General features: G+C 58.6%; 27 protein-coding genes. 17 read left to right on the top strand and 10 right to left on the bottom strand.

Annotated elements, in window-relative coordinates:
• The first annotated feature begins 18 nt into the window (after positions 1–18).
• The 3 genes from CGA21_RS06365 (at position 19) to CGA21_RS06355 (ending at position 2,948) form a co-directional block, all read left to right on the top strand.
• Positions 19–1,980 carry an acetyl/propionyl/methylcrotonyl-CoA carboxylase subunit alpha gene (locus CGA21_RS06365; protein ID WP_110749627.1) on the top strand — a complete coding sequence of 654 codons (1,962 nt, stop codon included), beginning with the start codon at positions 19–21 and terminating at the stop codon, positions 1,978–1,980.
• Between the two features lie 71 nt (positions 1,981–2,051).
• On the top strand, positions 2,052–2,594 hold the full coding sequence (locus CGA21_RS06360; RefSeq protein ID WP_033042085.1) for an exonuclease domain-containing protein: 543 nt from the start codon (positions 2,052–2,054) through the stop codon (positions 2,592–2,594).
• 69 nt (positions 2,595–2,663) lie between these two features.
• Positions 2,664–2,948 (top strand): pyrimidine/purine nucleoside phosphorylase, encoded by a 285-nt coding sequence (locus tag CGA21_RS06355; RefSeq protein WP_007973461.1) that lies wholly within the window; start codon positions 2,664–2,666, stop codon positions 2,946–2,948.
• A 67-nt stretch (positions 2,949–3,015) separates the two neighbouring features.
• Here CGA21_RS06355 and CGA21_RS06350 read toward each other — a convergent pair whose 3' ends face one another.
• Positions 3,016–3,822, bottom strand: coding sequence for an MOSC domain-containing protein (locus tag CGA21_RS06350; RefSeq protein ID WP_110749628.1), 807 nt, complete (start codon positions 3,820–3,822; stop codon positions 3,016–3,018).
• A 157-nt stretch (positions 3,823–3,979) separates the two neighbouring features.
• Positions 3,980–4,915, bottom strand: a complete 936-nt coding sequence (locus CGA21_RS06345; protein ID WP_188263785.1) for a chemotaxis protein CheV — start codon at positions 4,913–4,915, stop codon at positions 3,980–3,982.
• Positions 4,916–5,337: 422 nt separating this feature from the next.
• Here CGA21_RS06345 and CGA21_RS06340 point away from each other — a divergent pair, with 422 nt between their 5' ends.
• The 3 genes from CGA21_RS06340 to CGA21_RS06330 all read left to right on the top strand — a co-directional run bounded on the left by CGA21_RS06340 (position 5,338) and on the right by CGA21_RS06330 (position 7,802).
• Complete coding sequence (locus CGA21_RS06340; RefSeq protein WP_188263784.1) at positions 5,338–5,808, top strand: hypothetical protein; 471 nt, start codon at positions 5,338–5,340, stop codon at positions 5,806–5,808.
• A gap of 444 nt (positions 5,809–6,252) precedes the next feature.
• Complete coding sequence (locus CGA21_RS06335) at positions 6,253–7,146, top strand: sensor histidine kinase (RefSeq protein ID WP_188263824.1); 894 nt, start codon at positions 6,253–6,255, stop codon at positions 7,144–7,146.
• Positions 7,143–7,802 carry a response regulator transcription factor gene (locus CGA21_RS06330; protein WP_188263783.1) on the top strand — a complete coding sequence of 220 codons (660 nt, stop codon included), beginning with the start codon at positions 7,143–7,145 and terminating at the stop codon, positions 7,800–7,802. Before CGA21_RS06335 ends, CGA21_RS06330 begins: the two co-directional genes overlap by 4 nt.
• On the opposite strand, the gene yegS is transcribed toward CGA21_RS06330, so the two are convergent.
• A complete protein-coding gene (yegS, locus tag CGA21_RS06325; RefSeq protein ID WP_188263782.1) occupies positions 7,786–8,703 on the bottom strand; it encodes a lipid kinase YegS in 918 nt (305 codons plus the stop codon). The genes CGA21_RS06330 and yegS overlap by 17 nt on opposite strands.
• A gap of 213 nt (positions 8,704–8,916) precedes the next feature.
• On the opposite strand from yegS, the gene CGA21_RS06320 reads away from it, so the two are divergent.
• Entirely contained in the window at positions 8,917–9,225 is a 309-nt protein-coding gene (locus CGA21_RS06320; protein ID WP_110749639.1) for a hypothetical protein, read from the top strand.
• A 62-nt stretch (positions 9,226–9,287) separates the two neighbouring features.
• On the opposite strand, the gene glp is transcribed toward CGA21_RS06320, so the two are convergent.
• Both glp and moaB read right to left on the bottom strand, forming a co-directional pair.
• A complete protein-coding gene (gene glp / locus CGA21_RS06315; RefSeq protein WP_110749641.1) occupies positions 9,288–10,514 on the bottom strand; it encodes a gephyrin-like molybdotransferase Glp in 1,227 nt (408 codons plus the stop codon).
• On the bottom strand, positions 10,498–11,037 hold the full coding sequence (gene moaB, locus CGA21_RS06310; protein ID WP_020796825.1) for a molybdenum cofactor biosynthesis protein B: 540 nt from the start codon (positions 11,035–11,037) through the stop codon (positions 10,498–10,500). Before moaB ends, glp begins: the two co-directional genes overlap by 17 nt.
• An 81-nt stretch (positions 11,038–11,118) precedes the next feature.
• Here moaB and mobA point away from each other — a divergent pair, with 81 nt between their 5' ends.
• On the top strand, positions 11,119–11,721 hold the full coding sequence (gene mobA, locus CGA21_RS06305; RefSeq protein WP_110749643.1) for a molybdenum cofactor guanylyltransferase MobA: 603 nt from the start codon (positions 11,119–11,121) through the stop codon (positions 11,719–11,721).
• 75 nt (positions 11,722–11,796) lie between these two features.
• The gene (locus CGA21_RS06300; RefSeq protein ID WP_020796823.1) at positions 11,797–12,018 is read left to right on the top strand and encodes a YgdI/YgdR family lipoprotein; all 222 of its coding nucleotides are present in this window, start codon (positions 11,797–11,799) and stop codon (positions 12,016–12,018) included.
• Between the two features lie 77 nt (positions 12,019–12,095).
• Here the strand turns inward: CGA21_RS06300 and CGA21_RS06295 are convergent, their stop codons facing one another.
• The 5 genes from CGA21_RS06295 to CGA21_RS06275 all read right to left on the bottom strand — a co-directional run bounded on the left by CGA21_RS06295 (position 12,096) and on the right by CGA21_RS06275 (position 15,467).
• Positions 12,096–12,374: a hypothetical protein gene (locus tag CGA21_RS06295; protein ID WP_020796822.1), complete on the bottom strand. Its 279-nt coding sequence runs from the start codon at positions 12,372–12,374 to the stop codon at positions 12,096–12,098.
• Between the two features lie 138 nt (positions 12,375–12,512).
• Positions 12,513–13,403: a pseudouridine synthase gene (locus CGA21_RS06290; protein ID WP_110749645.1), complete on the bottom strand. Its 891-nt coding sequence runs from the start codon at positions 13,401–13,403 to the stop codon at positions 12,513–12,515.
• A gap of 71 nt (positions 13,404–13,474) precedes the next feature.
• Positions 13,475–13,792: a hypothetical protein gene (locus CGA21_RS06285; RefSeq protein WP_020796820.1), complete on the bottom strand. Its 318-nt coding sequence runs from the start codon at positions 13,790–13,792 to the stop codon at positions 13,475–13,477.
• Between the two features lie 153 nt (positions 13,793–13,945).
• The gene (locus CGA21_RS06280; RefSeq protein ID WP_110749647.1) at positions 13,946–14,185 is read right to left on the bottom strand and encodes a glutaredoxin family protein; all 240 of its coding nucleotides are present in this window, start codon (positions 14,183–14,185) and stop codon (positions 13,946–13,948) included.
• A gap of 73 nt (positions 14,186–14,258) precedes the next feature.
• A complete protein-coding gene (locus tag CGA21_RS06275; protein ID WP_110749648.1) occupies positions 14,259–15,467 on the bottom strand; it encodes an ammonium transporter in 1,209 nt (402 codons plus the stop codon).
• A 317-nt stretch (positions 15,468–15,784) separates the two neighbouring features.
• Between CGA21_RS06275 and CGA21_RS06270 the strand changes: the two genes are divergently transcribed.
• From CGA21_RS06270 to CGA21_RS06235, 8 genes are all read left to right on the top strand, one after another.
• Positions 15,785–16,099, top strand: coding sequence for a YqjD family protein (locus CGA21_RS06270; RefSeq protein WP_008055105.1), 315 nt, complete (start codon positions 15,785–15,787; stop codon positions 16,097–16,099).
• A 1-nt stretch (position 16,100) separates the two neighbouring features.
• Entirely contained in the window at positions 16,101–16,490 is a 390-nt protein-coding gene (locus CGA21_RS06265) for a phage holin family protein (RefSeq protein WP_020796816.1), read from the top strand.
• Positions 16,487–16,831 (top strand): hypothetical protein, encoded by a 345-nt coding sequence (locus CGA21_RS06260; protein ID WP_188263781.1) that lies wholly within the window; start codon positions 16,487–16,489, stop codon positions 16,829–16,831. Before CGA21_RS06265 ends, CGA21_RS06260 begins: the two co-directional genes overlap by 4 nt.
• A gap of 129 nt (positions 16,832–16,960) precedes the next feature.
• On the top strand, positions 16,961–18,124 hold the full coding sequence (locus CGA21_RS06255; RefSeq protein ID WP_110749652.1) for an EAL domain-containing protein: 1,164 nt from the start codon (positions 16,961–16,963) through the stop codon (positions 18,122–18,124).
• Between the two features lie 68 nt (positions 18,125–18,192).
• Positions 18,193–19,521: a deoxyguanosinetriphosphate triphosphohydrolase gene (locus CGA21_RS06250; RefSeq protein ID WP_020796813.1), complete on the top strand. Its 1,329-nt coding sequence runs from the start codon at positions 18,193–18,195 to the stop codon at positions 19,519–19,521.
• Between the two features lie 178 nt (positions 19,522–19,699).
• On the top strand, positions 19,700–20,110 hold the full coding sequence (locus CGA21_RS06245; RefSeq protein ID WP_110749656.1) for a response regulator: 411 nt from the start codon (positions 19,700–19,702) through the stop codon (positions 20,108–20,110).
• Positions 20,111–20,325: 215 nt separating this feature from the next.
• Positions 20,326–20,952, top strand: a complete 627-nt coding sequence (locus CGA21_RS06240) for a response regulator transcription factor (protein WP_110749658.1) — start codon at positions 20,326–20,328, stop codon at positions 20,950–20,952.
• An 8-nt stretch (positions 20,953–20,960) separates the two neighbouring features.
• Positions 20,961–24,590 (top strand): transporter substrate-binding domain-containing protein, encoded by a 3,630-nt coding sequence (locus CGA21_RS06235; protein WP_188263780.1) that lies wholly within the window; start codon positions 20,961–20,963, stop codon positions 24,588–24,590.
• Positions 24,591–24,613: the final 23 nt, after the last annotated feature.

The following is a 24,613-nucleotide window of genomic DNA, read 5'->3' as shown; positions in this document are numbered from 1 at the left end:
AATCCCTGGGAGCAGAACATGCCCGGATTCAGCAAGATCCTGATCGCCAATCGCGGTGAAATCGCCTGCCGCCTCCAGCGCACCGCCCAGGCCCTGGGCTACCGCACCGTCGCGGTATTCAGCGACACCGACGCCGATGCCCTGCACGTGCAAATGGCCGACGAAGCGGTGAACATCGGCCCGGCTCCGGTGCAGCAGTCCTACCTGAATATCCAGGCGATCATCGACGCGGCCCGGCGCACTGGCGCGGATGCCATCCATCCGGGCTACGGTTTCCTCTCGGAAAATGCCGCTTTCGCCCGCGCCTGCCAGGACGCCCGCATCACTTTCATCGGGCCCAGCCCCGAAGCCATCGAGCTGATGGGCAGCAAGCGCCGGTCGAAAATCGCCATGCTCAATGCCGGCGTACCCTGCATCGAGGGTTATCAGGGTGCCGAACAGGACGATGCCACCCTCATCCGCGAAGCCGACCGCATCGGCTACCCGCTGATGATCAAGGCCAGTGCCGGCGGCGGTGGGCGTGGCATGCGCCTGGTGCATGGGGCCAGCGACCTGGTGCAACAGCTGCGAAGCGCTCGCTCCGAAGCCTTGCACGGTTTTGGCAGTGACGAACTGATCCTCGAGCAGGCCTTGATCGAACCGCGCCATGTCGAGGTGCAGTTGTTCGGCGACTCGCACGGTAACCTGATCTACCTTGGCGAGCGTGATTGTTCGATCCAGCGTCGCCACCAGAAAGTCATCGAAGAGGCCCCCTGCCCCGTGATGACGAGTCCGTTGCGCCAGGCCATGGGCGAAGCGGCGCTCAAGGCGGGACGCGCGGTCAACTATGTCGGCGCGGGCACGGTGGAATTCCTGCTGGATGCGCGCGGACAGTTTTACTTCCTGGAAATGAACACCCGACTGCAAGTGGAACATCCGGTGACCGAATTCATCACCGGCCTGGACCTGGTGGCCTGGCAGTTGAACATCGCCCAGGGACAGGCGCTGCCGCTGCGTCAGGAAGACGTTCAGCTCAAGGGACATGCCATGGAAGTGCGCCTGTACGCCGAAGACCCTGCGCAAGGTTTCCTGCCACAAACCGGACGAGTCACGGCCTGGGAACCGCGTTTGCAGGATGGCGTGCGGATCGACCATGGGCTGGTCGAAAGCCAGGGGATCAGCCCGTTCTACGACCCGCTGCTGGGCAAAATCATCGCCCACGGCCAGACCCGTGAAGAGGCTCGGCGCAAGTTGCTGCGGGCCGTGCAGGACTGCGTGCTGCTGGGCGTACAGAGCAACCAGCGCTTGCTCGTCAGCCTGCTGCAACATCCGCAATTCATCGGTGGCGAGTTCAGCACCGGGTTCATCGAGCAGCATTTCGCCGAACATTCCTGTTTGCAGCGCCAGGTCCCGAGTGCCGAACAACTGGCGATTGCCGCGGCGCTGTTCTATCAGGCATCGGCACAGGCGCATCCGGTGGCGCTGGCCGGTTGGCGCAATAACGCCAGCGTGCCGCTGCACTATCGCCTCGCACTGGACGATCAGGATTGGCCGGTGGCGTTGCACGCGGTTCCCGGTGAGCCGCTGCGGGTTGAAGTCGCCAGTCGCCACCTCGAACTTAAGATCATCCAGAGCGACGGCCGCTGGGCCACGCTGCAACTCGACGGCATCCGCCAGCGTCATGCGTACCGCATGGAGGCCGGGCAACTTTGGCTGCACACAGGTCCCGGCAGCCTGCGACTGGTGGATCGCACTCAAGCGCCGGCCTGCAGCCAGGCCAGTGTCAGCTGCGGCACCCTCAAGGCGCCCATGGACGGTGCGGTCATCGACGTGCTGGTCAGTGAGGGCAGCAAGGTCAGCAAAGGCCAATTGCTGGTGGTGCTGGAAGCCATGAAAATGGAGCACCCGCTCAAGTCGGGTATCGACGGCGTGCTCAAGCGCTTGCAGGTGCAGGTCGGAGACCAGGTGAAAAACCGTCAGATTCTGCTGGAGGTCGAATAAGCCGCTAGGCGTAACCGCAGGCTTTGGCTACGCTCAAGCCCTATCAGCATGCGGATACCGGGAACCCTGCGATGCCTCACTGGTTGGTCATTGATCTGGAAGCCACCACCGATGAGGGTGGTTGGCCCATTACGGAAATGGAAATCATCGAAATTGGTGCCACCCTGGTGGATCACAAAGGCCGCGAGCTGGATTTCTTCCAGCGTTTCGTGCGCCCGTTGCGGCGCCCTTTGTTGACGCCGTTTTGCCGGGAGTTAACGCACATCACCCAGGCCAATATCGATGCCGCACAGCCCCTCGGCGAAGTCTGGGCGGCGTTCGAGCGTTGGCTGGGCCAACATCACGCGCGGCTTGAAGGCTGGGTCAGTTGGGGCGACTACGATCGCAAACAGTTGCTCCAGGATTGGCAACGCCTGGCACTCGATAGCGCGTTGAGCCAAGTGCCGCACATGAATCTCAAGCAGCGCTTTGCCAAGGCCCGGCGCCTGGAACGACCCTTGGGACTCAACGGTGCCCTGCAACTGGCGGGACTGCAGTTCAGCGGGCAGCAACACCGGGCGCTGGAAGACGCGCGCAATACCGCACGCCTGTTGCCCCTTGTCCTTGCGCTTTAGAGAGGTGACTAGGCCTTGGGCCTTGTGCATACTGGCCGGCCCTTTTTAGCCCTTTTCGAGGAATCGCCCATGTTTAAAGTCAACGAGTACTTCGACGGCACCGTCAAGTCGATCGCCTTTGGCACTGCTGAAGGTCCAGCGACCATTGGCGTCATGGCTCCGGGCGAATACGAATTCGGCACCAGCCAGCGTGAAATCATGCACGTGGTGTCCGGCGCCCTGACCGTCAAGCTCCCGGACAGCAACGATTGGGAAACCTTCGCCGCTGGCAGCCAGTTCAATGTGCCGGCCAACAGCAAGTTCCAGCTCAAGGTGGCCGTCGACACCGCCTACCTGTGCGAATACCGCGGCTAAAATCCCGGTTTCATCGCGAAAAAAAATGCCCGTGTCCATCGACACGGGCATTTTCATTGAGGGGTATTTATTCGAGCACGGTGACTGGCATGCCGACTTCGAGCCGGCCATTGCCGTCGTTGACCAGGTTCTGCCCAAACATCGCACCCTCGGCCTGGGCACGGTACTTCTGCAAGGTGGCGAAGGGTTCGCGGTCAGCGCTACGCTCGCCGGTCTGCGGGTCGATAGTGGTCATGATGCAGCGTGAACAGGGCTTGACCACGCGGAACTCGACATCACCGATGCGCAGGCGTTTCCAGCCATCCTCGGCAAACGCCTCGCTGCCCTCTATCACCAGGTTCGGACGAAAACGCAGCATCTCCAGCGGGCGCCCGACGCGTTGCGATAAGTCCGCAAGCGATGCCTGGCCAATCAGCAACAACGGGAAGCCATCGGCGAAGGCGACCTGATCGTCGTCCTGGCCATAGCCCGATGCGGTGGTCCGTGCGCGGTCCAGTGGCACCTGCACCAGGCGCGTCGGCTTGCCGATGAACCGGCTGACCCAGGCGGCCGCCGCATCGCCGGCGTCGGGCACACGCAAGCTGTCACGCCAGATGGTCACGCCGCGCAATTGAGCATCGCTGTCGGGCAAGTCGACATCGATCGGCGAATGGCCGGGCGCGCTGAGGGTCAAGCCGCCCTCGGCATTGCACAATGCCGACAGCTGGCTCATCTGCGCTACCGCGCGCTGGGTCAAGAAGCGTCCACTGGCTTCATCCACCAACATCCAGCGTCGATCGCCGTCCAGCCCCAGCTTGTCGAGGCCAACCTGTTGCAGGATCTCCCCTTTGCCGGATTTCAACGGATAACGATACAGCGCGCTCAGACGCAACATGGCCAGCTCCCTGATGGACAAAAACGCCACCCTATACGAGCTTGATCAGCGAATCAAAGCCCCCCAACCAAGGTGGCCTGGATTTTCAAGAAGCCTGTAGGAGCGAGCATGCTCGCTCCTACAGGGACGGGTGCAGCCGAAAAATCCTGACCGGCTGTCAGGCCGGTACCGCATCAAGCATCAAGCGCTGGCGCACCACATCAACGAGCTTGTCCGGCTGGAACTTGGAGAGAAAGTTGTCGCAGCCAACCTTCTTGACCATCGATTCGTTGAAACTGCCGGACAGGGACGTATGCAGCACCACATAAAGGCCACGCAGTCGCGGATCGTTGCGGATTTCGGTGGTCAGCCGGTAGCCATCCATTTCCGGCATTTCCGCGTCGGTGAATACCATCAGCAGCTTGTCGGTCATATTGACGCCGGTATCCGCCCAGGCCTTGAGCATGTTCAAGGCCTTAAGGCCATCGCTGGCGATGTGCATCTTCACACCCAACTGCCCCAGGGTATCGCGCAATTGCGCCAGGGCCACATTCGAGTCATCCACCAGCAGCACCTCGCGGCCACGGGCGCGTTCCAGCACTGGATCCTCGAGTTTTTCCCGGGAGACCTTGGCGCTGTAAGGCACGATTTCGGCGAGGACTTTCTCGACGTCGATGATCTCCACCAGCTGATCATCGACCTTGCTGATCGCAGTCAGGTAATGCTGCCGACCAGCACTGCTGGGCGGCGGCAGGATGGCTTCCCAATTCATATTGACGATGCGGTCCACCCCACCGACCAGGAAGGCCTGAACCGATCGGTTGTACTCGGTAACGATGATCGTGCTGCCAGGACCTGGCACCAAAGGACGCATCCCGATTGCCTGGGACAGGTCGATGACCGGCAGGGTCTGGCCGCGCAAATTGACCACGCCGCAAACGAACGGGTGCCGCTGGGGCATCAAAGTCAGCTTCGGCAGTTGCAGGACTTCCTGCACTTTAAACACGTTGATCGCGAACAGTTGCCGCCCGGCAAGCCGGAACATGAGAATTTCCAGGCGGTTCTCACCCACAAGTTGCGTTCGTTGGTCTACCGTATCGAGAATGCCGGCCATCGATGACTCCTGGGCTTGTTCGGATGAATTCACTGGATAGAGGGTTATCGGCGGTTTTCGCTGGACCTTGACCCCCTTGGCAAATGCCACGCCCTGCATTGATGTCACATTAACATCATGCTTTACTGGCGCTGTTATTTCATCTGCTGCATTCTCTTCGCCGCGACCACAGTTCGTGCGATGAGTTCCGTCACATAAGGGATTCCCCTAGCAACAATCAGGTGCAACCTGATATTCGCGATATCCAATAGCCATTAATGTGACGCCATTCTCATTGCATGAAGTGGAGTCGGGCATTTGTGTGCGATCGCAAACCAGTGGCCAGCCACCCTCTCAAGCGTCCAGCCCGCACTTGAGCCGTTCAGAGCGCGAACTCAAGACACGACACCCTCCTCATTTGACATGATGTTGTGGAGATAAGCATGCCGAACAATCGTAAAGAGTGGGCAAAGCGTATTCCGGAGTTTATCGTCGAGGCTGAAACGCTCCTGGCCAGGACCGAGGAATGCCTGAGTCATCTGCAATTGATCAGCAACGACCCGGACGCCATTGACTGCTTGCTCAGCACCCTGCTCAAGCTCGCCAGCAAGGCCGACGCCCTCGCTCTCGCCGCAGTGTCAGAGTTTTCATTGCATATTCATGGTTTGCTCAATCACGCCCTGAACCACATGGAACTGCACGACGAAGCCCTGGACGCGCTCAAGGACTGCCTGACGCTGATCGCCTGGCAACTTGAGCTGATCGACCAGAACACCGGACAGCTCAGCCTTGATGAAACCGAACAGACCACCCTGATCGAAGCTTTTGCGTTCCAGGTCGGCCAGAGTCAGTTTCGTCCGCCAGTTAATTCCACGCCGTTCACGCTCCTCTCTTACTCGGAGCGCCAGGCTTAGTTTTTTGCAAGTACAATTCAGCGGCAATAGAGAACTGCATCACTAGAATCAATGTCGCAATTGAATACTTCATATCGATCAGCGACACTCGAAACAAGTAACTATTGCTTGTACAAGTATTTGTCTGCCTGACCCGACTTTTCGGATATGTAACGACCTGAATAATCGAACCCTGCGTAATTCCTGCGCGCTATGTCCTGCCCTCCTGGATCTTTATCACAGGCGCGACCAACGGTATCCGAAGTGGTATTATGCCGCCCATTAGTTGACGTCAATTAACGGCAACGATTGCAGCCAACAAGTTGCAGGCCTGATTTCTTATACAAAACTCTGATTTTCTTATACAAAATTCAGTTGAAATCGATAGCTGACCATAAAAATCATCGATCTGTCAGCGAGCATGACCGATCAGCCCGCAGCGAACATCCATTGGCTCCATCCGCTATGTACGCCAGCCTCAAGTCAATTGCCAAATGGCCACCCTCCCGAGAAAACGCACGTCGGTTCACGTTATTGCTGTGTGTCGGTTCGACGCTCGGCAGCCTGCTGGTCTACAGCCTGTCCACGCGCTTGCCGCTGGGCCTGCTGATACTCGATAGTGCTGCACTGGGCTGCGTGTGGGTGCAGTACCGCCTGTCACGCAAGTCGATCAAGTTCCAGCCCCAGGAGCTGGCCGATCGGCTGCTGCAAGTCCAGGAAAACGAACGCCACCGCCTCAGTCGGGAGTTGCACGACGACATCGGCCAGTTGCTGACGGCGGCAAAACTCCAAAGTGACTGGCTCAAGCGCAGGATGCCCGAAGACCTCCAGGCGCAGTGCTCGGTGCTGTGCGACACGCTCGAGGAAACCCTGGCCAAGGTTCGCGATGTATCGGCCATCCTTAACCCCCGGCAACTGACCAGCCTTGGGCTGGAAGCCAGCCTGCGGGCGCATTTGCTCAAGACGCTGAGCAACACTTCGGTGCACTGGAGCCTGGAATGCCATCAACGACTGACCGGCATCCCGGAAGAAATAGCGGTGGCGGCCTTTCGTATTACCCAGGAAGCCGTCACCAATATGCTGCGCCATGCCCAAGCGCAAAACCTGTTGGTCTGCCTGCAGCGTTTGCCCCAGGGCCTGACATTGATGATCAGTGACGATGGCCTGGGGTTCGCGCCCGCCACCGACCCGGGGCGTGAGGGACAACGCGGAATGGCCGGGATGTCGGAACGGATCAAACAACTGGGTGGCACTCTGACCGTGACCAGCGAGCCAGGCAAAGGCACTCAAATCGAAGCCCTCTTCCCATGGGCGCCGCGTGCGTTCGAACGGGCCAGTCCGAATAAGGTTATGCATTGACTTGTAACTTACTTCTGGTGGATGACCACTCGCTGATCAGGGCAGGCGTACGCGCCCTGGTGCTGGATCTTCCTGGCTATGCGGTTATTGGCGAGGCCAATGATGGCTCGCAGTTGCTCGACATGGTCCAGCAACTGTCGCCTGATATCGTGCTGCTGGATATTTCCATGAAGCAGACAGGCGGCCTCGAAGCCCTGCAGCAACTCAAGCGGGTCCGCCCGCAGGCCAAAGTGCTGATCCTGTCGATGCACACCGACCCGGCCCTGATCATGCAGGCCCTGGAATCGGGCGCACATGGTTACCTGCTCAAGGACACCACGGCCACCGAACTGGAACACGCGCTGCACGCCCTGCGTAACAATGAGCGCTACCTGAGCCCGGCCATCGCCCATACCGTGATCACCCAGGCATTGAACCGGACCCAGAAAAACCCGGTAGAGTCGGCAGACTCGCACAACCTGACAGCTCGCCAACTGGAAATCCTGCGGCTGATCGTGCGCGGAAAATCCACCCGGGAAATCGCCAACGGCCTGGGCCTGAGCGTCAAGACGGTCGAAACCCATCGCTCGCAAGTCATGAAGCGCTTGCAGATCTTCGACGTGGCCGGCCTGGTATTGTTCGCCGTCCGAGAGCAAATCATCAGTCTGGATGACTGACAGCGCAGGCTTTGCTCAACAAGGGTGACTGCTCGGGTAAATGCACCCACAACGCTGCCGGTCGGGCCGAGAAACGCAGACTGTCACCCTCGAGCGGCTCCCCATCAAGGTTGATGTAAAGCCCCTCCGAGGACTTGATCTCAACCCATGGCAGGCGAGCACGAACGAACATGTTGTCGATTCCGAAGCCATCGGCCAGCAGGTCTTTCAAGGTGCTGAGCAGCTCCTGCGGCGCCGGCAAAATACTGATGTCGAGCATCCCGTCGTCAGCCAGGGCCTGCGGGCAGAGCAGATGCCCACCGCCCGCCTGCCGGCCATTGCCGATCCCCAGAGCCAGCAACTCGCCACTCCAGTGGAAATCAGGCCCCTGTAACTCACCATAGGCGGCATGCAACTCACTGAACCGCGACAAACCGGTGAACAGATACGCCGCCCCGCCTAAAACCTTTTTCAGTTCCTCGGAGGTATTGGCCGTAACCTGGCTGCCAAAACCACCAGTGGCCATGTTCAGAAATACCTGCCCACCGACCTCCCCGAGGTCGATGGCACTGGGGGCAACGTCCAGAAGCGCCAGTGCCTCATCCGGCTCCAGTGGAACACCGGCAGCACGGGCAAAATCGTTGGCGGTTCCCAGCGGCATCAATACCAGGCTGGCCTGCTGCGCCTGTCCGGCCATCGCTTCAGCGATATCGCGCAGGGTACCGTCGCCGCCACCGGCGATGATTTGCCGATAACCTGCATCCAGCGCTTCACCCACCAGCCTTTGCGCATCCCCGGCCTCCCACGTCAATCGAACGGCCAGCTCCCAGCCTTGTTCACGCTTGCTGTCGACGGCGGCCCGAACCGCTTCGTTGAGCGCCTGCTTGCCATGCAAAATCAACAGCGCCTTGCGTTCGCTCATTGTCGTCACTCCCATTATTGAAGGCGTATGGGACATGTGACCTTGCTTCCCTGCGGAAAAGTCGCAAAAAACTGAATTATTTACACTTGAGTTCAATAAGGAGATTTTTCTTACAAAACGTGAGGAAACGGCTCAATTGACCAGAAATGACGATTGGTCCACTTTTGTGTCAGCGGTTTTCAGTCATCAGCAGGACAGACACAAGGATGTGCAATGCAACAACATGACACCAGGTCACCGGTGGTTCCGGTGATGCCGCTCGCAATGAAACGGGCCAATCATCAAGCTGAATTCGTCAGCGATGCAAAATCCAGCGGAGAAGTTGATATGCCACATCGCCTCAACGAGCTTGAGACACTGGACACCCTGCGCAGCGACCTGGAAAAGATTCGCAGTGACATCAAGTCCGTCAGGCATAGGCTCGCCTATTCGGCGGTCGGAACAGCCGTAGTCCTGGGGCTGCTGGGCTGGATCGCCAACAGCCGTTTTGATCAGGTGGTACTACTGCTGTTGGCCCATTGACTGGGCATGGGTGCAAAACCCGGCGCGATCAACCGGACTTGCACGCCTGGCGGCGGCCAGGCTCAGCCCAACACTTCGCTCAGCGGGATGAAGTAGACGACATCGCCTGGCACCAGTGTTCGCTCCTCCATGACCTCGACCAATCCATCGGCCCAGGCCGCGCTACGCAGCACACCGGAACTCTGATTGCTGTAGAGGATGGCCCGGCCGTTCTGCAGCCGACCGCGCAGGTACTCGCGTCGGTTGCCGGCCTTGGGCCAGTCGAACCCAGCTGGCACTTGCACCTTCAGAGGCTCCACCTCCAGGACACCCATGCGCCGCAGCAGATAAGGCCTTGCCAACAAGGCAAAGGTCACCAGGGTCGAGGCGGGGTTGCCTGGCAAGCCAATCACCGGTACGCCACGAAAATGCCCGAAAGTCAGGGGTTTTCCAGGTTTGATGGCGAGTTTCCACAGCGCCAGCTCGCCCTCTTCTCTCAGGGCGATACCCAGAAAGTCGGCCTCCCCCACCGATACGCCACCGGTCGAGAGAATCAGGTCGACATCCCCTAACTCGCCCAGGCGTGTGCGCGTGGTATCCAGGTCATCCGGCAGAATTCCGGCATCAATGACCTCGCAACCCAGGCGCTGCAACCAGCTGCAGAGCAACACGCGGTTGCTGTTGTAGATTTGCCCTGGCCCCAACGCCTGGCCTGGCTCGATCAATTCGTCGCCAGTGGACAGCACCGCCACGCGTACCTTGCGAATCACTTCCAGCTCGGCACACCCCAGCGAGGCTGCCAGGCCTTGTTCGATTGGCCCCAGCCGTGTTCCTGCAGGCAGGATCAGTTCGCCAACGGTGGTTTCCTGTCCTTGCGCACGAATGTTCTGCCCGATGACCAGGGTTTCGGTGAAACGTACACGTTCATCCCCCAGGACTTCGGCGTTCTCCTGCATCTCGACGCAATCTGCACCGGGTGGCACAGGTGCCCCGGTGAAGATTCGTGCACAGGTGCCCGGCGTCAACTCAACAGGGGCCTGGCCAGCAAACACTTTCTGACTGACGACCAGCGGCTCTGTGTTCCAGTCGGCCACGCGCAGGGCATATCCATCCATCGCGCTATTGGGCCACGGCGGCAGATCGAGGGACGACAGCAGATCATCGGCCAGCACCCGGCCCTGGACTTGCGCCAATGGCAAACGCTCGCGCTCGACAATTCGTGAGGCGTCCGCCATTTCCAGCAAGCGAGCGAGGGCCACCTCGACTGGCATCAGGCTGCCAGTCTTGCCCGGCTTACCCGCGGGATTCACAGGGTGCCGCCTGTTTCAGGTGAGTCACGAAATTGCACGGGCGATGCCGCGAATCCAGCTGCTCGCCAAGAATGCCATCCCAACCGGTGCGCACTGCATTGGTCGACCCCGGCAAGCAGCACACCAGCGTGCCGTTGGCCAGACCGGCCAATGCGCGGGACTGGACGGTGGAGGTGCCGATGTCCGCCACCGATATCTGGCGGAACAACTCACCAAAACCATCGACTTGCTTGTCGAGCAGGCAGCTCACCGCTTCCGGCGTGCTGTCACGACCAGTGAAGCCAGTGCCACCGGTGATCAGCACCACCTGTACGACGTCGTCGGCGATCCAGTTGGCAACTTGCGCGCGAATCTTGTAGAGATCATCTTTGAGCAAGACCCGACAGGCCAGGTTATGTCCGGCAGCCGTCAGGCGGTCAACGAAGACCTGGCCTGAGGTATCGGTTTCCAGGGTACGGGTGTCGCTGACCGTCAACACCGCGATGTTGAGCGGTGCGAAAGGTACATCAGCCTTGGCTTTCATAGGCTCGTCCAGTTGTAGGAGAAACAGCCCGGTGTTATATCACAGCGACCCCATTTTCCGCCGCCCCCATGGAGGCCTGCCATGACTTCAAATCCTGCGTTGCCACCCTGCTCCATTTTGCTCCTGGCAGGCGGCCGTGGCCAACGCATGGGCGGCCAGGACAAAGGATTGCTGGAATGGCACGGCGAGCCGCTGATTGCGCATTTGCACCGCAAGACGCGCCCTCTGAGCGATGACTTGATCGTTTCTTGCAACAGGAACCTGGAAAGGTACGCGCCCTACGCCGATCAATTGGTCCATGACGACGAAGGCGACTTTCCGGGCCCCTTGGCGGGCATTCTTGCAGGTCTGAAGGCTGCTCGGCATCCACACCTGCTAGTCTTGCCTTGTGATGTCCCGCGCATCGACAACGCACTGCTCACCCGCATGCGCGAAGCCGCCGCCGAGCATCCCGACAAACCGTTGATGCTGCGCCATGACGATCACTGGGAACCCCTGTTGTGCGTAATTCCCCTGGCCCTGCGCGTTGATTTCGAAACGGCCTGGAAGGAGGGGGAGCGTAGTCCGGGACGACTCATGCGCAGGCTGGGCGCTACTGCATTGCAGTGCCCCGACAACGATCCGCGCCTGGCAAACCTTAATACGCCGGAACTATTAAGCATGCCAGACGGTGTGTCAGACTGAGTATCAAGGAACTTGCACGCGCTGTTCACGTCTCAACCCCAGCAACCAAAAGAATTCATTTTCGGAGACACTTCCATGACTCAACGGACCCTGGCCACTTTCATGCTTGCACTGGGCCTCGCTACCCTCGCCGGTTGCGCATCGCCTACTGTGATCACTTTGAATGACGGTCGCGAAATCCAGGCCGTCGATACGCCAAGCTATGACAAGGATTCGGGCTTCTACGAATTCGAACAACTGGATGGCAAGCAAAACCGCATCAACAAGGATCAGGTTCGTACCGTCAAAGAGTTGTAATCTTCGCGGTGACTACCGGATACATGAAAATGCCCCGACTTGTCGGGGCATTTTTTTATGCAACCGAAAACCCCGCGCTACGGGTTTGGCTCGTTGTTCAGTTTATCCACCCGTGCCAGCGCCTGGGTGGCTTCGGTGATGCATTTCTTGTCATCCTTGGCAGCCCGGGCCGCTTCAGCGCTGGCCTGCATCCGCTTGATTTCCATGGTGGTGTTTTCGGACGTGGCAGGCAGGCTTGTGACCTTGTCCTTGAGCTCCTGCAGCTTGATGGTGCACAGATCGTTGTCTGCGGCATAGACGGAAGAGGACAACATGGCGGCGCAAATCAACATTCCAGCGAAAACAGTGCGTTTCATGAAAATCTCCTTGCTTGGGAGGTCTCGGCGCGCCTGATAACCATGCGGCTGCGCCGAGTTCATCGGACGCCACATGCGTGGCGCCTGATCAAAAGACTGTAGCGCTGCGCACAAATTCGATTTTTTTGACGCCCTTGCTCACCATTGCAGTGTGATTGCGCTCTCGAACTCCCTGTCCTCGCCGGATACCGGGTCTACAAATTTCAGGCCCTGGGCCAGCAGCTTCAGCGGGTTGGCGTAGTCATCCTGCACATCCTTGAGCACCTGGGGATAAAACGGATCGTTGCAGATGCTCGCGCCCAACGCCGTCATGTGCACCCGCAACTGATGCTTCTTGCCCGTTACCGGATAAAGGCCATAACGCCAGAGATCACCGTTCTTCTCCCGGACTTCGACAGCCGTCTCGGTGTTGCTCGCGCCCGGACCTTCCTGCATGCGAAAGAAAGGCTCGCCATCGATGAGCCGGCTCTTGTGCACCAGGGGGAACGTCAATTCAGGCAACGCCCGGGCAATAGCTTCGTAGCGCTTTTCTATTTGTCGTGTTGGAAACAACGATTGATACGCCGAACGGCTTTGCGGATTGGCTGAAAACAGCACAAGCCCCGCCGTATGCCGGTCGATGCGATGCAAAGGCACCAGATGCGGGTTATCCAGTCGACGGATAAGACGGCGCAACAGGGTCTGCTCAACGTATTCTCCCGCCGGGGTCACGGGCAGGAAATGAGGCTTGTCTGCCACGACCAGATGCTCGTCCGCGTACAGGATCGACTCGACCACCGGGATCGATTTTTCATCCGGCACTTCGCGAAAATAGTGAATCCGCAGGCCTTCCTTGTAGGGCAGGTCCAGGGCAATTGGCGCGCCCTGCCCATCGAGCACGCGGCCGCGAGCGATTCTGTCCAGCCACTGTTCACGACCGATGGCGCTGAAGTGCTCGCACAGGCAATCGAAAACGGTCTGCCACGGGCCGGGCGGCAAGTACAGCGTGCTGGCCTGGCTGTGTGCAGCAGAAAAAGATGAAGTGGACATACAAAAGCTCTTACCTTGAATGCAGAGCGGCATTATCCAACAGCAACGCAAGCGAACCTAGCGCAGAATCCTCAAGCCGGTATCTGCGCTCGCCCGGCTGCCTCGGTGTACTCCTTGAGCCAGCGCAACACGTCGACCGCCTCCCAGCGACCCGGGTCATACAGTGCATACAACAAACCCTGATAGCCCACGACATCCAGCTGCCGGTGATAGCCAGCGCGCTGAAACAAGGCTTCGATTTCAGCGAAACAGGTATTGAAATGCAGCTTGTTGAAGGGCGTCTTGCCCTCCGTTACCAAGCCGTCCAGACGCAATTCAGCGACGGCTTCGCGTACTACATCCACCGACATGCGGTTAACGCTGCTTTTCAATTGTTCGACATTGACCACGACTCACCCTCTCTCGCCCGGATTTGCCCCGCTCAAAGCCGAAAATCAGCGCAGACAAGGCAACAACCCGGATAACTGTATGCGCATACAGTATCCGAATCGCGCCAATTAAGCCAAGGGGATAGATCCTGAAGTTCGACGGGCGGAACAAAATCATTCACGCAAGAAGGCCACCACTTCGTCGGGACTAAAGGGCCAACCCAGTTCCGAGCCGGTGTCGAGCCGACGCAACACCGGAATGCGCAGGCTGTAGGCCTGGAACCATGTTTCGTCTTCCGCGATGTCCACCAGCTCCACCAGCAAGCCACGCTCGACAAACTCCATCAACATGGCTTCGGCCACTTCACAGAGATGGCACCCAAGCGTGCCGAACAGCTGACATTCAGGAAGCATGAGCGCTCAACCAAAAAATTAAGAGCCTATTCTAGGCCTGCCCGGAAATGCCGTCGAGCCAATGAACCCACGGTTAATCCTGGCTGACGGCGCCGATCTTGTGCACCGACAAGTCCGCGCCGTAATACTCTTCTTCCTGGCTCAGGCGCAAACCATGGAACACCTTGATCACGCCATACACCGCAAAGCCACCGGCCAGCGCCACCATCACACCCAGCGCAGTGCCAATCAACTGGCTGAGCAGGCTGACACCGCCCAATCCACCCAAGGCCGCCTGGCCAAAAATGCCGCAGGCAATCCCGCCCCAGGCGCCACACAGACCATGCAGTGGCCAGACGCCCAGCACGTCATCGATATGCCATTTGCCTTGCGCGGCCGTAAAGCACCAGACAAACAGCGCCCCGGCGATGGCACCGGTGGCCAGGGCACCCACCGGGTGCATCAGGTCGGAACCGGCACAGATCGCTACCAGGCCGGCCAGTGGACCGTTGTGCAGAAAGCCCGGGTCGTTGCGCCCGACAATCAGCGCCGCCACCGTACCGCCGACCATGGCCATCAGCGAGTTTACCGCTACCAGCCCGCTGACCCCTTGCAGGGTTTGCGCGCTCATCACGTTGAAGCCGAACCAGCCGACGATGAGAATCCACGAGCCCAATGCCAGAAACGGGATGCTCGACGGCGCGAACGCCACCAGTTTCCCTTCGCGATAACGCCCGTTGCGTGGCCCTAACAACAGCACCGCTGCAAGCGCCAGCCAACCGCCCATGGCGTGCACCACCACGGAACCGGCAAAATCGTGGAAGCTGGCGCCCAAATGCTCCAGCAGCCAGGCCTGCAGGCCCAGGTTGCCGTTCCAGATCATGCCTTCGAAGAAGGGGTAGATGAATGCCACGATCAACGCCGTCGCGCACAACTGCGGGACGAACCGGGCCCGCTCGGCGATGCCTCCGGAAATGATTGCCGGGATCGCCGCGGCAAAGGTCAGCAGGAAGAAAAACTTCACCAGGCCATAGCCGTGATCGGCGTTGATCACCGCCGCCGGTTGCATGAAAGTCACCCCATAGGAAATCCAATAGCCTATAAAGAAGTAGGCCAGGGTCGAAACAGCGAAGTCGCTGAGAATCTTCGACAAGGCGTTGACCTGGTTTTTTTGCCGAACCGTGCCCACTTCAAGAAAGGCGAACCCGGCATGCATGGCCAGCACCATGACCGCGCCGATCAGGATGAACAAGGTATTGGAGCTATGGACCAGGGTGTCCACAGCGCTTTGCAGATTTTCCATGGATTAGGCAGACCTTAAGGCTGAAAAAAGCACCAAAGCAGTTCGTGCGGGCAATCCATGCACCAAGTTGAGACTTCAACACGTCTCTACCGATGAACCGTTTTGGAGCACAGGTTCATCAAGGCCAATCACGACCGGGACATTCGCGCGGGTTTCGATTGTTTGAGTTAAGGTTTTACGGGAATCTTGCCCAGCAACAGCGCAACAGCGCGGGCTGACGCACCACGACACAGCAAAAGTTGTACCAGTCATTTGTACTGAACCTTCGCACAAGGCTCATACTCGAACGATTCAGACGCCACTTATGGAGATCACCAATGGCCAGCATCAAGGCAAAGACTGCTCAAGAAATTTTGATGAGCGATTTTCAGACACTGGTCAGCGATACCGAACGGTTGCTGGAGCACACCGCCTCCCTGGCCGGTGACCAGGCCGATGAATTGCGCGACCAGATCCACGACAGTCTGCTGCGTGCACGTGAAACCTTGAAACTGACTGAAGACTCCCTGCGCGAACGCGGAAAGGCTGCCGTGACCGCCACCGAGGACTATGTCCAGGCCAACCCATGGCAATCGGTCGGAATCGCGGCCGGCGTGGGCTTCCTGATTGGCTTGCTAGCTACTCGGCGCTGATATGGCCATCGATGAATCCGGCTCGTCCGGGACAGGCCCAAGTTCCTCACCGCGGCGCCTGGGTGCCGCTTTCCTTGGACTGCTGCACAGCCATGTCGAACTGTTCGGCATCGAACTGCAGGAACAAAAAGCCCGCACTGTGAGCCTGTTGCTGTTCGCAGGCCTGGCGCTGGTGTTTGCCTTATTGTTGCTGGTGGGGTTGTCCACCCTGGTGCTGATCCTGTTTTGGGACACTTACCGCTTGCCTGCCATCATCGCGCTTTGCGTGTTCTACACCTTGGCATGCGTCTTCTGCGGCATGCGCCTGAGAGCGGCGATCTTCGACGAGTCCTCGCCTTTCCATGGCACGCTGGAAGAGCTGGCCAATGATCGGGAGCGCCTGCTGCCATGAACCTGCCTGAACTGCCTCGAAACAGCTCGCGCACGGAAATGCGCAAGGCACTGATACGCCTGCGCATGGAAATGCATCGCCAAGAGATCCGCCACGAATCCGCGCAACTACTGCAACCCTTGCAGCGGGTACGTGGAATGACCCAAAACCTGCAGGACGGTTTCGGCATCAAGCATGCCCCGCTGTGGGGCGTGGCCGCTGTCACCCTGCTGGGGTTTCTGAGCGGCAAGGGCGCCAGGAAGGCCAACGGCGTGGGTAGCCTGGCCCGACTGGTCCGCCTGGGCACCACGCTGGGGCCTCTGGTCAAACTGGTCTTGCAAGGTTCTTCGCGTAAACACTGACCCTGTCAGTATCTGGCTACATTCTTGCAGTACCCACGGGATCGAACCTCTCCATCGAGGGGTTCAATCCTGCGCGCCTATCCGGTGGCCCGGGCTTTATCCAATAACAAGATCCATCAAGGAGGCCTTGTGATCGACGGGCAACCGCTCGCCTGCTTTCAGCCGTTCATCGATACCGCCACCGGCGGTATCGCCGGCGTGGAGGCCTTGGGCCGCCTTCGCCGGGCGGACGGCCAACTGGTTTCGGTGGGGCCGCTGTTCGCAGATCCCAGAACCAACGCCGTTGCCCTGCGTCGGTTGGACCGCCAGCTACGCGATAACGCGCTGAGCCGCCTGCATGAAGCACCCGGCGACTGGTTTCTCAGCCTGAACATTTCTCCACGCTGGATCAGCCGCCTGCGCCCGGACCAGCCGTTGCCCAGCCTCGGCCAGCTGCAAAAGCACGGCGTCGACCCGCAACGCATCGTTTTCGAAATCACCGAACTGGGTGGTGACGTCCAGCGCCTGGCTCACGTGGTGGCCCGCTATCGGCAAGCCGGCGCACGGATTGCCATCGATGATTTCGGTGCCGGGTACTCTCAGCTCGATCGGGTACTGGCGCTGCAACCGGACATCCTCAAACTCGATATGCGCCTGTTCCAGGCGGCGGCTCTGGGCGGACCCAGCAGCGATGTGGTCAAGGCCCTTGCACAAATGGCGGAAAAAACCGGTTGCTGGATCATTGCCGAAGGCGTGGAAACCGAAGCGCAACTGAATTTCGCCCTGGAGTGCGGCTCACGTTACGTCCAGGGGTTTCTGTTTGCCGGGGCACAAGCGGATTTCTTTGCCGCTGACGCCTTCGTCGAGCGCTTTGCGCATCTGCGCCAGCGCTATGTGGAGCAAAAGCTGGCCGAGCGCGGTCGCCTGAAGATCATGCGCCAGCAACTCAGTGAGCTGATGGCGATCCTGCAGGCCTGGGCACAGGCCAGGGCACCCCTGAGTGCCCTGCCACGACTGGAGGCCTTTCCCTGGCTACTGCGTTTCTACCAGTGTGACCGTCACGGTACGCAGCTGACGCCCAACCTGGAGTGGCGCAATAGCGAGTGGGTCGCCGACAACCGCTATCTGGGCCATAACTGGTCGTGGCGTCCGTATTTCTATCACCTGCTGGCGCAGGGTTGGGACGAGTGTCAGCTGACCCTTTCCAATACGTATCGCGACGCCACCAGCAATCAGTACTGCCTCACCGCCGGGCAATTTTTCGACAACGGCGAACGCCTGCTGCTCATCGATATCGATGCCATGGGGCTGTAGTGACACTTGCAGGTAACGATGCGAACCGGGAAGCTAGCCAATCAGTCACCTGACGGAGAGAACCAGCCTTGGATTGGCCTACCCTGCTTACCCGCGAACGCCTCGGAAAGCCCCTGTACAGCCCGGAAGAAGTGGGCCGCAGTCCTTTTCACAAAGACCACGACCGCATCATTTTCTCGGGGGCGTTCCGCCGTCTCGGACGCAAGACTCAAGTTCATCCGGTCCACAGCAACGACCATATCCACACGCGCCTGACCCACTCGCTGGAAGTCAGCTGTGTAGGCCGTTCATTGGGCATGCGCGTCGGTGAAAGCATCCGCAGCGCCCTGCCCGACTGGTGTGAACCCAGTGATCTGGGAATGGTGGTCCAATCGGCCTGCCTGGCCCATGACATCGGCAATCCACCCTTCGGCCATTCCGGCGAAGACGCGATTCGGCACTGGTTCCAGCAAGCCGCTGGACGGGGCTGGCTGGATGCGATGAGTGAAGCGCAGCGCAATGACTTCCTCAACTTCGAAGGTAACGCCCAAGGCTTTCGGGTACTGACCCAGCTTGAGTATCACCAGTTCGACGGCGGAACCCGGCTGACCTATGCCACCTTGGGCACTTACCTGAAATACCCATGGACAGCCAGGCACGCCGACTCTCTGGGGTACAAGAAGCACAAATTCGGGTGCTACCAGAGCGAACTGCCGCTGCTGGAACAGATCGCGCAAAAACTTGGCCTGCCACAGCTTGAGGAGCAGCGCTGGGCACGCCACCCGTTGGTGTACCTGATGGAAGCCGCGGATGACATCTGCTACGCATTGATCGACCTCGAAGACGGCCTGGAAATGGAGTTGCTGGAGTACGCCGAAGTCGAGTCCCTGTTACTGGATCTGGTGGGCGACGATTTACCGCAAACCTATCGCCTGCTCGGCCCGAACGATTCGCGGCGACGCAAACTGGCGATCCTGCGGGGCAAGGCCATCGAGCACCTGACCAACGCAGCGGCCCGCGCCTTTGTCGAGCAACAGGATGCACTGTTGGCCGGCTCCCTGCCTGGCGACCTGGTGGAGCATATGCACGGCCCGGCCAAACGCTGTGTCCTCAATGCAAAGGACATGGCTCGGCAGAAAATCTTCCAGGACAAACGCAAGACCCTGCACGAAATCGGTGCCTACACCACCCTGGAAATTCTGCTCAACGCTTTCTGCGGTGCCGCACTGGAGCAACACAACGGTCGAACGCCGTCCTTCAAGAGCCGACGGGTTCTCGACCTGCTGGGCAACAATGCACCCGATCCGAACGGCCCCCTGCACAACTCGTTCCTGCGCATGATCGATTTCATCGCTGGCATGACCGATAGCTACGCCAGCCATATGGCTCTCGAGATGACAGGACGCTCCAGCCACTGAAAACTATTGGTCGAGCGGCTATTACCCCGCAGGTAATGGCCGTTCAGTCCTGAAGTTCAAATAACTTTCAACGAACACCGAATTCCCCTACAGCATCTGTCGAGTGCACTGATCGAATGCGCGATTTTGACAGGAAACAATCACGCCTATCGGTTCCGATAGAAGAAGCGTGAATAATATGATCGACGACAGTCTGCGCATCATGCTGGTGGAAGACCACCCATTTCAGCTCAAGGCTACTCAATGCCTGCTTGAGAGTTACGGCTTCATTCATTTAACCACCAGCGACTGTGCCACAGGCGCATTGCAACACATGCTCAGGGCAGAACAGCCGTTCGATATTCTGTTATGCGACCAGTGCCTGCCCGAAGTATCCGGCATTGACCTGATAAAAATTGCCAGTCATCGGGGAATGATCAAGCAGGCGATACTTTTAAGTAGCCTGACATCTACCGAACTGCGCGAACTTGAAATGATGGCATTGCTCAATGGACTGCCATTACTTGGCTGCTTGATAAAACCTTTGAAACAATGCGAACTGAGTCGCCTGTTGAAACTTATTCCGCACCCTCCGAACAGGCCCAGATGAAAAATCCGTGACCTGCAAATTTTCGCCTGCGCCCCATAATTAAACAGCAACACTAATTGCGTTAACCTCACCAAATACCAGTTGACACGTAAGTAATTTCCTTTTCGCACGTAGGAACTTTCCTATATTGCCACGACAGACCCGTCAGTTCATACGGCACATCAACTATCTGAGCTAAGGTGCGCGCTTTATCTGAGCTCGCATGGGATTTGATTATGAACTCCGTTTTTATCGTCGACGATCACCCTGTCATCCGCCTTGCCGTTCGTATGTTGCTTGAGCACGAGGGCTTCAAAGTCGTCGGTGAAACCGATAATGGTGTCGATGCCATGCAGATGGTGCGTGAATGCATGCCCGACCTGGTCATTCTCGATATCAGCATTCCCAAACTGGATGGCCTGGAAGTGCTGACCCGTTTCAACGCCATGCATACACCCCCGAGAATCCTGGTATTGACCGCACAATGCCCGAAACTGTTCGGTATACGCTGCATGCAATCCGGCGCCTCGGGATATGTTTGCAAACAGGAAGAACTGAGCGAACTGGTGAGCGCCATTAAAGCGGTACTGTCAGGTTACAACTATTTCCCCAGTGAAGCCTTGAACCCTGCCCGTGGTGATGAAGCGCGGTGCGCCGAACTCGAACTGTTCAAGTCAGTCAATGACAGGGAGCTCATGGTCATGCAACTTTTTGCACAAGGTCGCAACAACAAGGAAATTGCCAAGGGCATGTTTCTCAGCAACAAAACGGTCAGTACTTATAAAAAACGACTCATGCAAAAGCTCAAGGCCAAATCACTGGTTGAACTCATCGAGATGGCAAAACGTAACTTGTTAGTGTGAGACACAGGATGCCCAGTCGCTTGAAGGACTATTTGCTGATCATGATTACAAGCTTGTGCCTGTGCACCTCGCTGCACGCCGCGCAGGCCTCCGAGCAACTCACCCTGCTCAGTCGTTCAGCCCCCCTGCACCTGAAAGTCGAGCTGGATCAATCACAGCGACATTGGGCCCGGAGCAAACAGGAACTGATCCTGGGTACTTCAGCACCCGACTATCCCCCCTTCGACCTGACCAGCAGCGGTCATGACTACGAAGGTTTTACTGCGGACTACGCGGGCATTCTTGGCACGGTGCTTGACCTGCCCATCAAGGTCCGGCGCTTCACCTCCCGGGGAGCTGCAATCGAAGCACTGGAAAACGGCGAGGTAGACCTGCTGGGCACCGCCAACGGATTCGAGGCGAGCAATGACCATATCGCGCTTTCCAGGCCCTATGCGGTCGATCAACCGGTCCTGGTGACACGTGAAGGCGAAACCCGCACGCTCAATGATGGGCTGTCCGGATTACGGCTGAGCATGCTTTATCACTACCTGCCCCTGGAGGAGGTAAAGGCCCTGTATCCGAAGGCAATCATCACCTCCTACCCCTCCTACCAGAACGCGATCAATGCCGTTGCTTTCGGTCAGGCCGATGTTTTTCTCGGTGACACCATTTCAACCCACTACATGATCAACAAGGGCTATCTGAACAACATTCGCATGGCCAGTTTCGGTAGGCACGAAGCCCACGGTTTCAGTTTTGCGGTGCACAAGACCAATCCACAACTGCTCGACATCATCAACACGATGCTCAAGGCTATCCCCGCCAGCGAACGGGAAAACATCGCCAAGCGCTGGAGCGCCGGGAGCGATATCCTGCTCACCGACCAGAAACTGGAGCTCAGTTACAATGAGGAACACTGGCTGGCGCAACATCCGGTGGTCCGGGTAGTCGTCAATGAGGCCTATGCGCCACTGACTTTTTTTGACAGCGCCGGCAACTTTCGTGGAATTGCCGCGGATCTGCTCGAGTTGATCAGGTTGCGTACCGGCCTGCGCTTCGATATTCAGCGCAGCCGCAGCGACAGCGACATGATCGAGCGGATCAAGACCGGTCAGGCCGACGTGATCGCCGCGCTGCTCCCCAGCGCGAAACGCGATAACTTGCTGAATTTTACCCGCCCCTACCTGCAGAACTCCTACGTCCTGTTGACACGCAAGGCGCATGACAGTCCGACAAACCTTGCGCAGCTCAAGGGCAAGAGCCTGGCAATTGCCCGAGGCAATCCCCTGGTCGAGTATCTGCGCAGCGAGTTTCCGCAGATCCGGTTGATCAAGACCCCGGACACCTTCAGTGCGGTAGAAATGCTCGCCGAAGGCCGGGTGGAAGGCGCAGTGAATTCGCTGGTGATCGCCAACTACTTCATCGCCTCGCAACTGTTCGAAACCGATCTGCAAATCAGCACCACCATCGGCACCCGGCAGGCGGCGTTCTCCCTGGCAACCGGGCGCGATGCCAAGGAACTCAATGACATCCTCAACAAGGCACTGTTGAGCATCACGCCACAGGAGCTGGGCGTCATCAATAACCGTTGGCGTGGCTACTCGGCGTCCTCGCAAAGTACCTGGCGCAATTATCAACGGGTGTTCTATCAGATCGTCATCGGTGCGGGATTACTGTTGTTGATCTCCGTGACCTGGAACGCCTACATGCGGCGTCAGATCAATCAACGCAGGGCGGCCGAGCGAGCGCTGAACGATCAATTGGAATTCATGGGTTCATTGGTCAATGGCACGCCTCATCCAATTTATGTGCGTGATCGTCAAGGACTGCTGCAAAGTTGCAATGACAGTTACCTGCGAACCTTCAACACAAAACGCGAAGACGTGATCGGCAAAAGCGTGATCCAGGGCACCCTCGGGAACGCCTTCGAAGCCCGGGAGTACCAGGCCGATTACCAGCGTGTCGTGACCGAGGGCACGCCCATGATCCTTGACCGTGCGCTGCACATTGGCGACCGCCGATTGACGATCTATCACTGGATTCTTCCGTACCGTGACTCGAGTGGTGAGGTCCAGGGCATCATTGGTGGCTGGATCGACATCAGCGAACGGCGGCAATTGCTCGATGACCTGCGTTGTGCCAAGGAACGTGCCGACGAAGCGAACCGCGCCAAGAGTACGTTCCTGGCAACCATGAGTCATGAAATTCGCACCCCGATGAATGCCATCATCGGCATGCTCGAACTGACGCTCAAACGCATCGACCACCAGCACCCGGATCGTCCCGCCATTGATGTGGCCTACCACTCGGCGAGGGACCTGCTGGAACTGATCGGGGACATCCTCGATATTGCCCGCATTGAGTCCGGCCACCTGAGCCTGAACCCGGAACGGGTCAATCCAGAGGAAATCGTGGCGTCAGTGGCGCGTATTTTCGATGGGCTGGCACGACAGAAGGGCCTCGAACTGCAATTGGAATTCAATCCGGCCAACCCGATGATCGACGTGTTGCTCGACCCCCTGCGCTTCAAGCAGGTGTTGTCGAACCTGGTCAGCAATGCCATCAAGTTTACCGAGCATGGCCAGGTCAGGATTATTGTCGCCCTGCACCTGACCGATAAACCCAACCAGGTTCAAATGCTGCTGCTGGTCGAAGACACTGGCCCGGGGATCAGCCATGAGGATCAACAACGCCTGTTCGAACCGTTCGCCCAGGCCGGTAATACTGCTCAGTCGGCCAGGGGGGGTGCCGGGCTTGGCCTGGTAATCAGCCGCAGCCTGTGCGAGATGATGAACGGCAGCCTGCAGTTGAGCAGCCAGCCTTGCGTCGGTACCCGGGTGAGGATTTCATTGCCGTTACCTGCACTGCCTCGCCAATCACGGGAGCAAACAGCTGAGCCGCCCATCCACTGCGCCACGGTCCCATTGAATGTGCTGGTGGTCGACGACCACGCAGCCAATCGCTTGCTGATGTGCCAGCAGCTGGAGTTTCTGGGCCATCGATTCAGCGTCGCGGCAGATGGCCAGGCTGGCTTGGACGCATGGAAATCCGACAAATTTGACCTGGTGATCGCCGATTGCAACATGCCGGTCATGAACGGATACGAACTGGCCCAAGCCATTCGTCGACATGAACAGCAAACACAATTGCCGCGCTGCACCCTCCTGGGCTTTACCGCCAATGCTCAACCGGAAGAGATTCAACGTTGCAAACAGGCCGGGATGGACGACTGCCTGTTCAAGCCACTGTCCCTGGCCGCCCTGGGTCAATGGGTCAAGGGCATCCAGCCCGCGGCCGCCGCACCAGCCTTCAGCCAGCAAGGCTTGCATGTGTTGACGGGTGGCAATTCAACGTTAAACCTGCGCCTGCTGACCGAACTGTTGAACAGCAACCGCCTGGATCGACAGAGCCTGCAGGCGCTGTCAGGCACACGGGACCCACAGGCATATCTCGACATTGCCCATAGAATCAAGGGCGCCGCCCGAATCGTCCAGGCCACTCGGTTGATCGACAGCTGCGAGGCGCTCGAGGCTGCCGGCCATGCCCCCTTCTCCCCCGAGAAAGTAAGCGAATGCTGCGACGCCGTAGAGCACGCTTTGCTCGAACTGGAGCAGGCATTGCTGCAACAGATCGAGCAAACGCCCCCTGCACAATGAGCGAGCCTTAACTATGCTTGGAC

Origin of the sequence: Pseudomonas sp. PSB11 (assembly GCF_014596605.1) — a bacterium.
In the GTDB taxonomy this organism is placed as follows: domain Bacteria; phylum Pseudomonadota; class Gammaproteobacteria; order Pseudomonadales; family Pseudomonadaceae; genus Aquipseudomonas; species Aquipseudomonas umsongensis.
The sequence above is the reverse complement of the archived record's forward strand: the minus strand, read 5'-3'. Positions and strand labels throughout refer to the sequence as shown.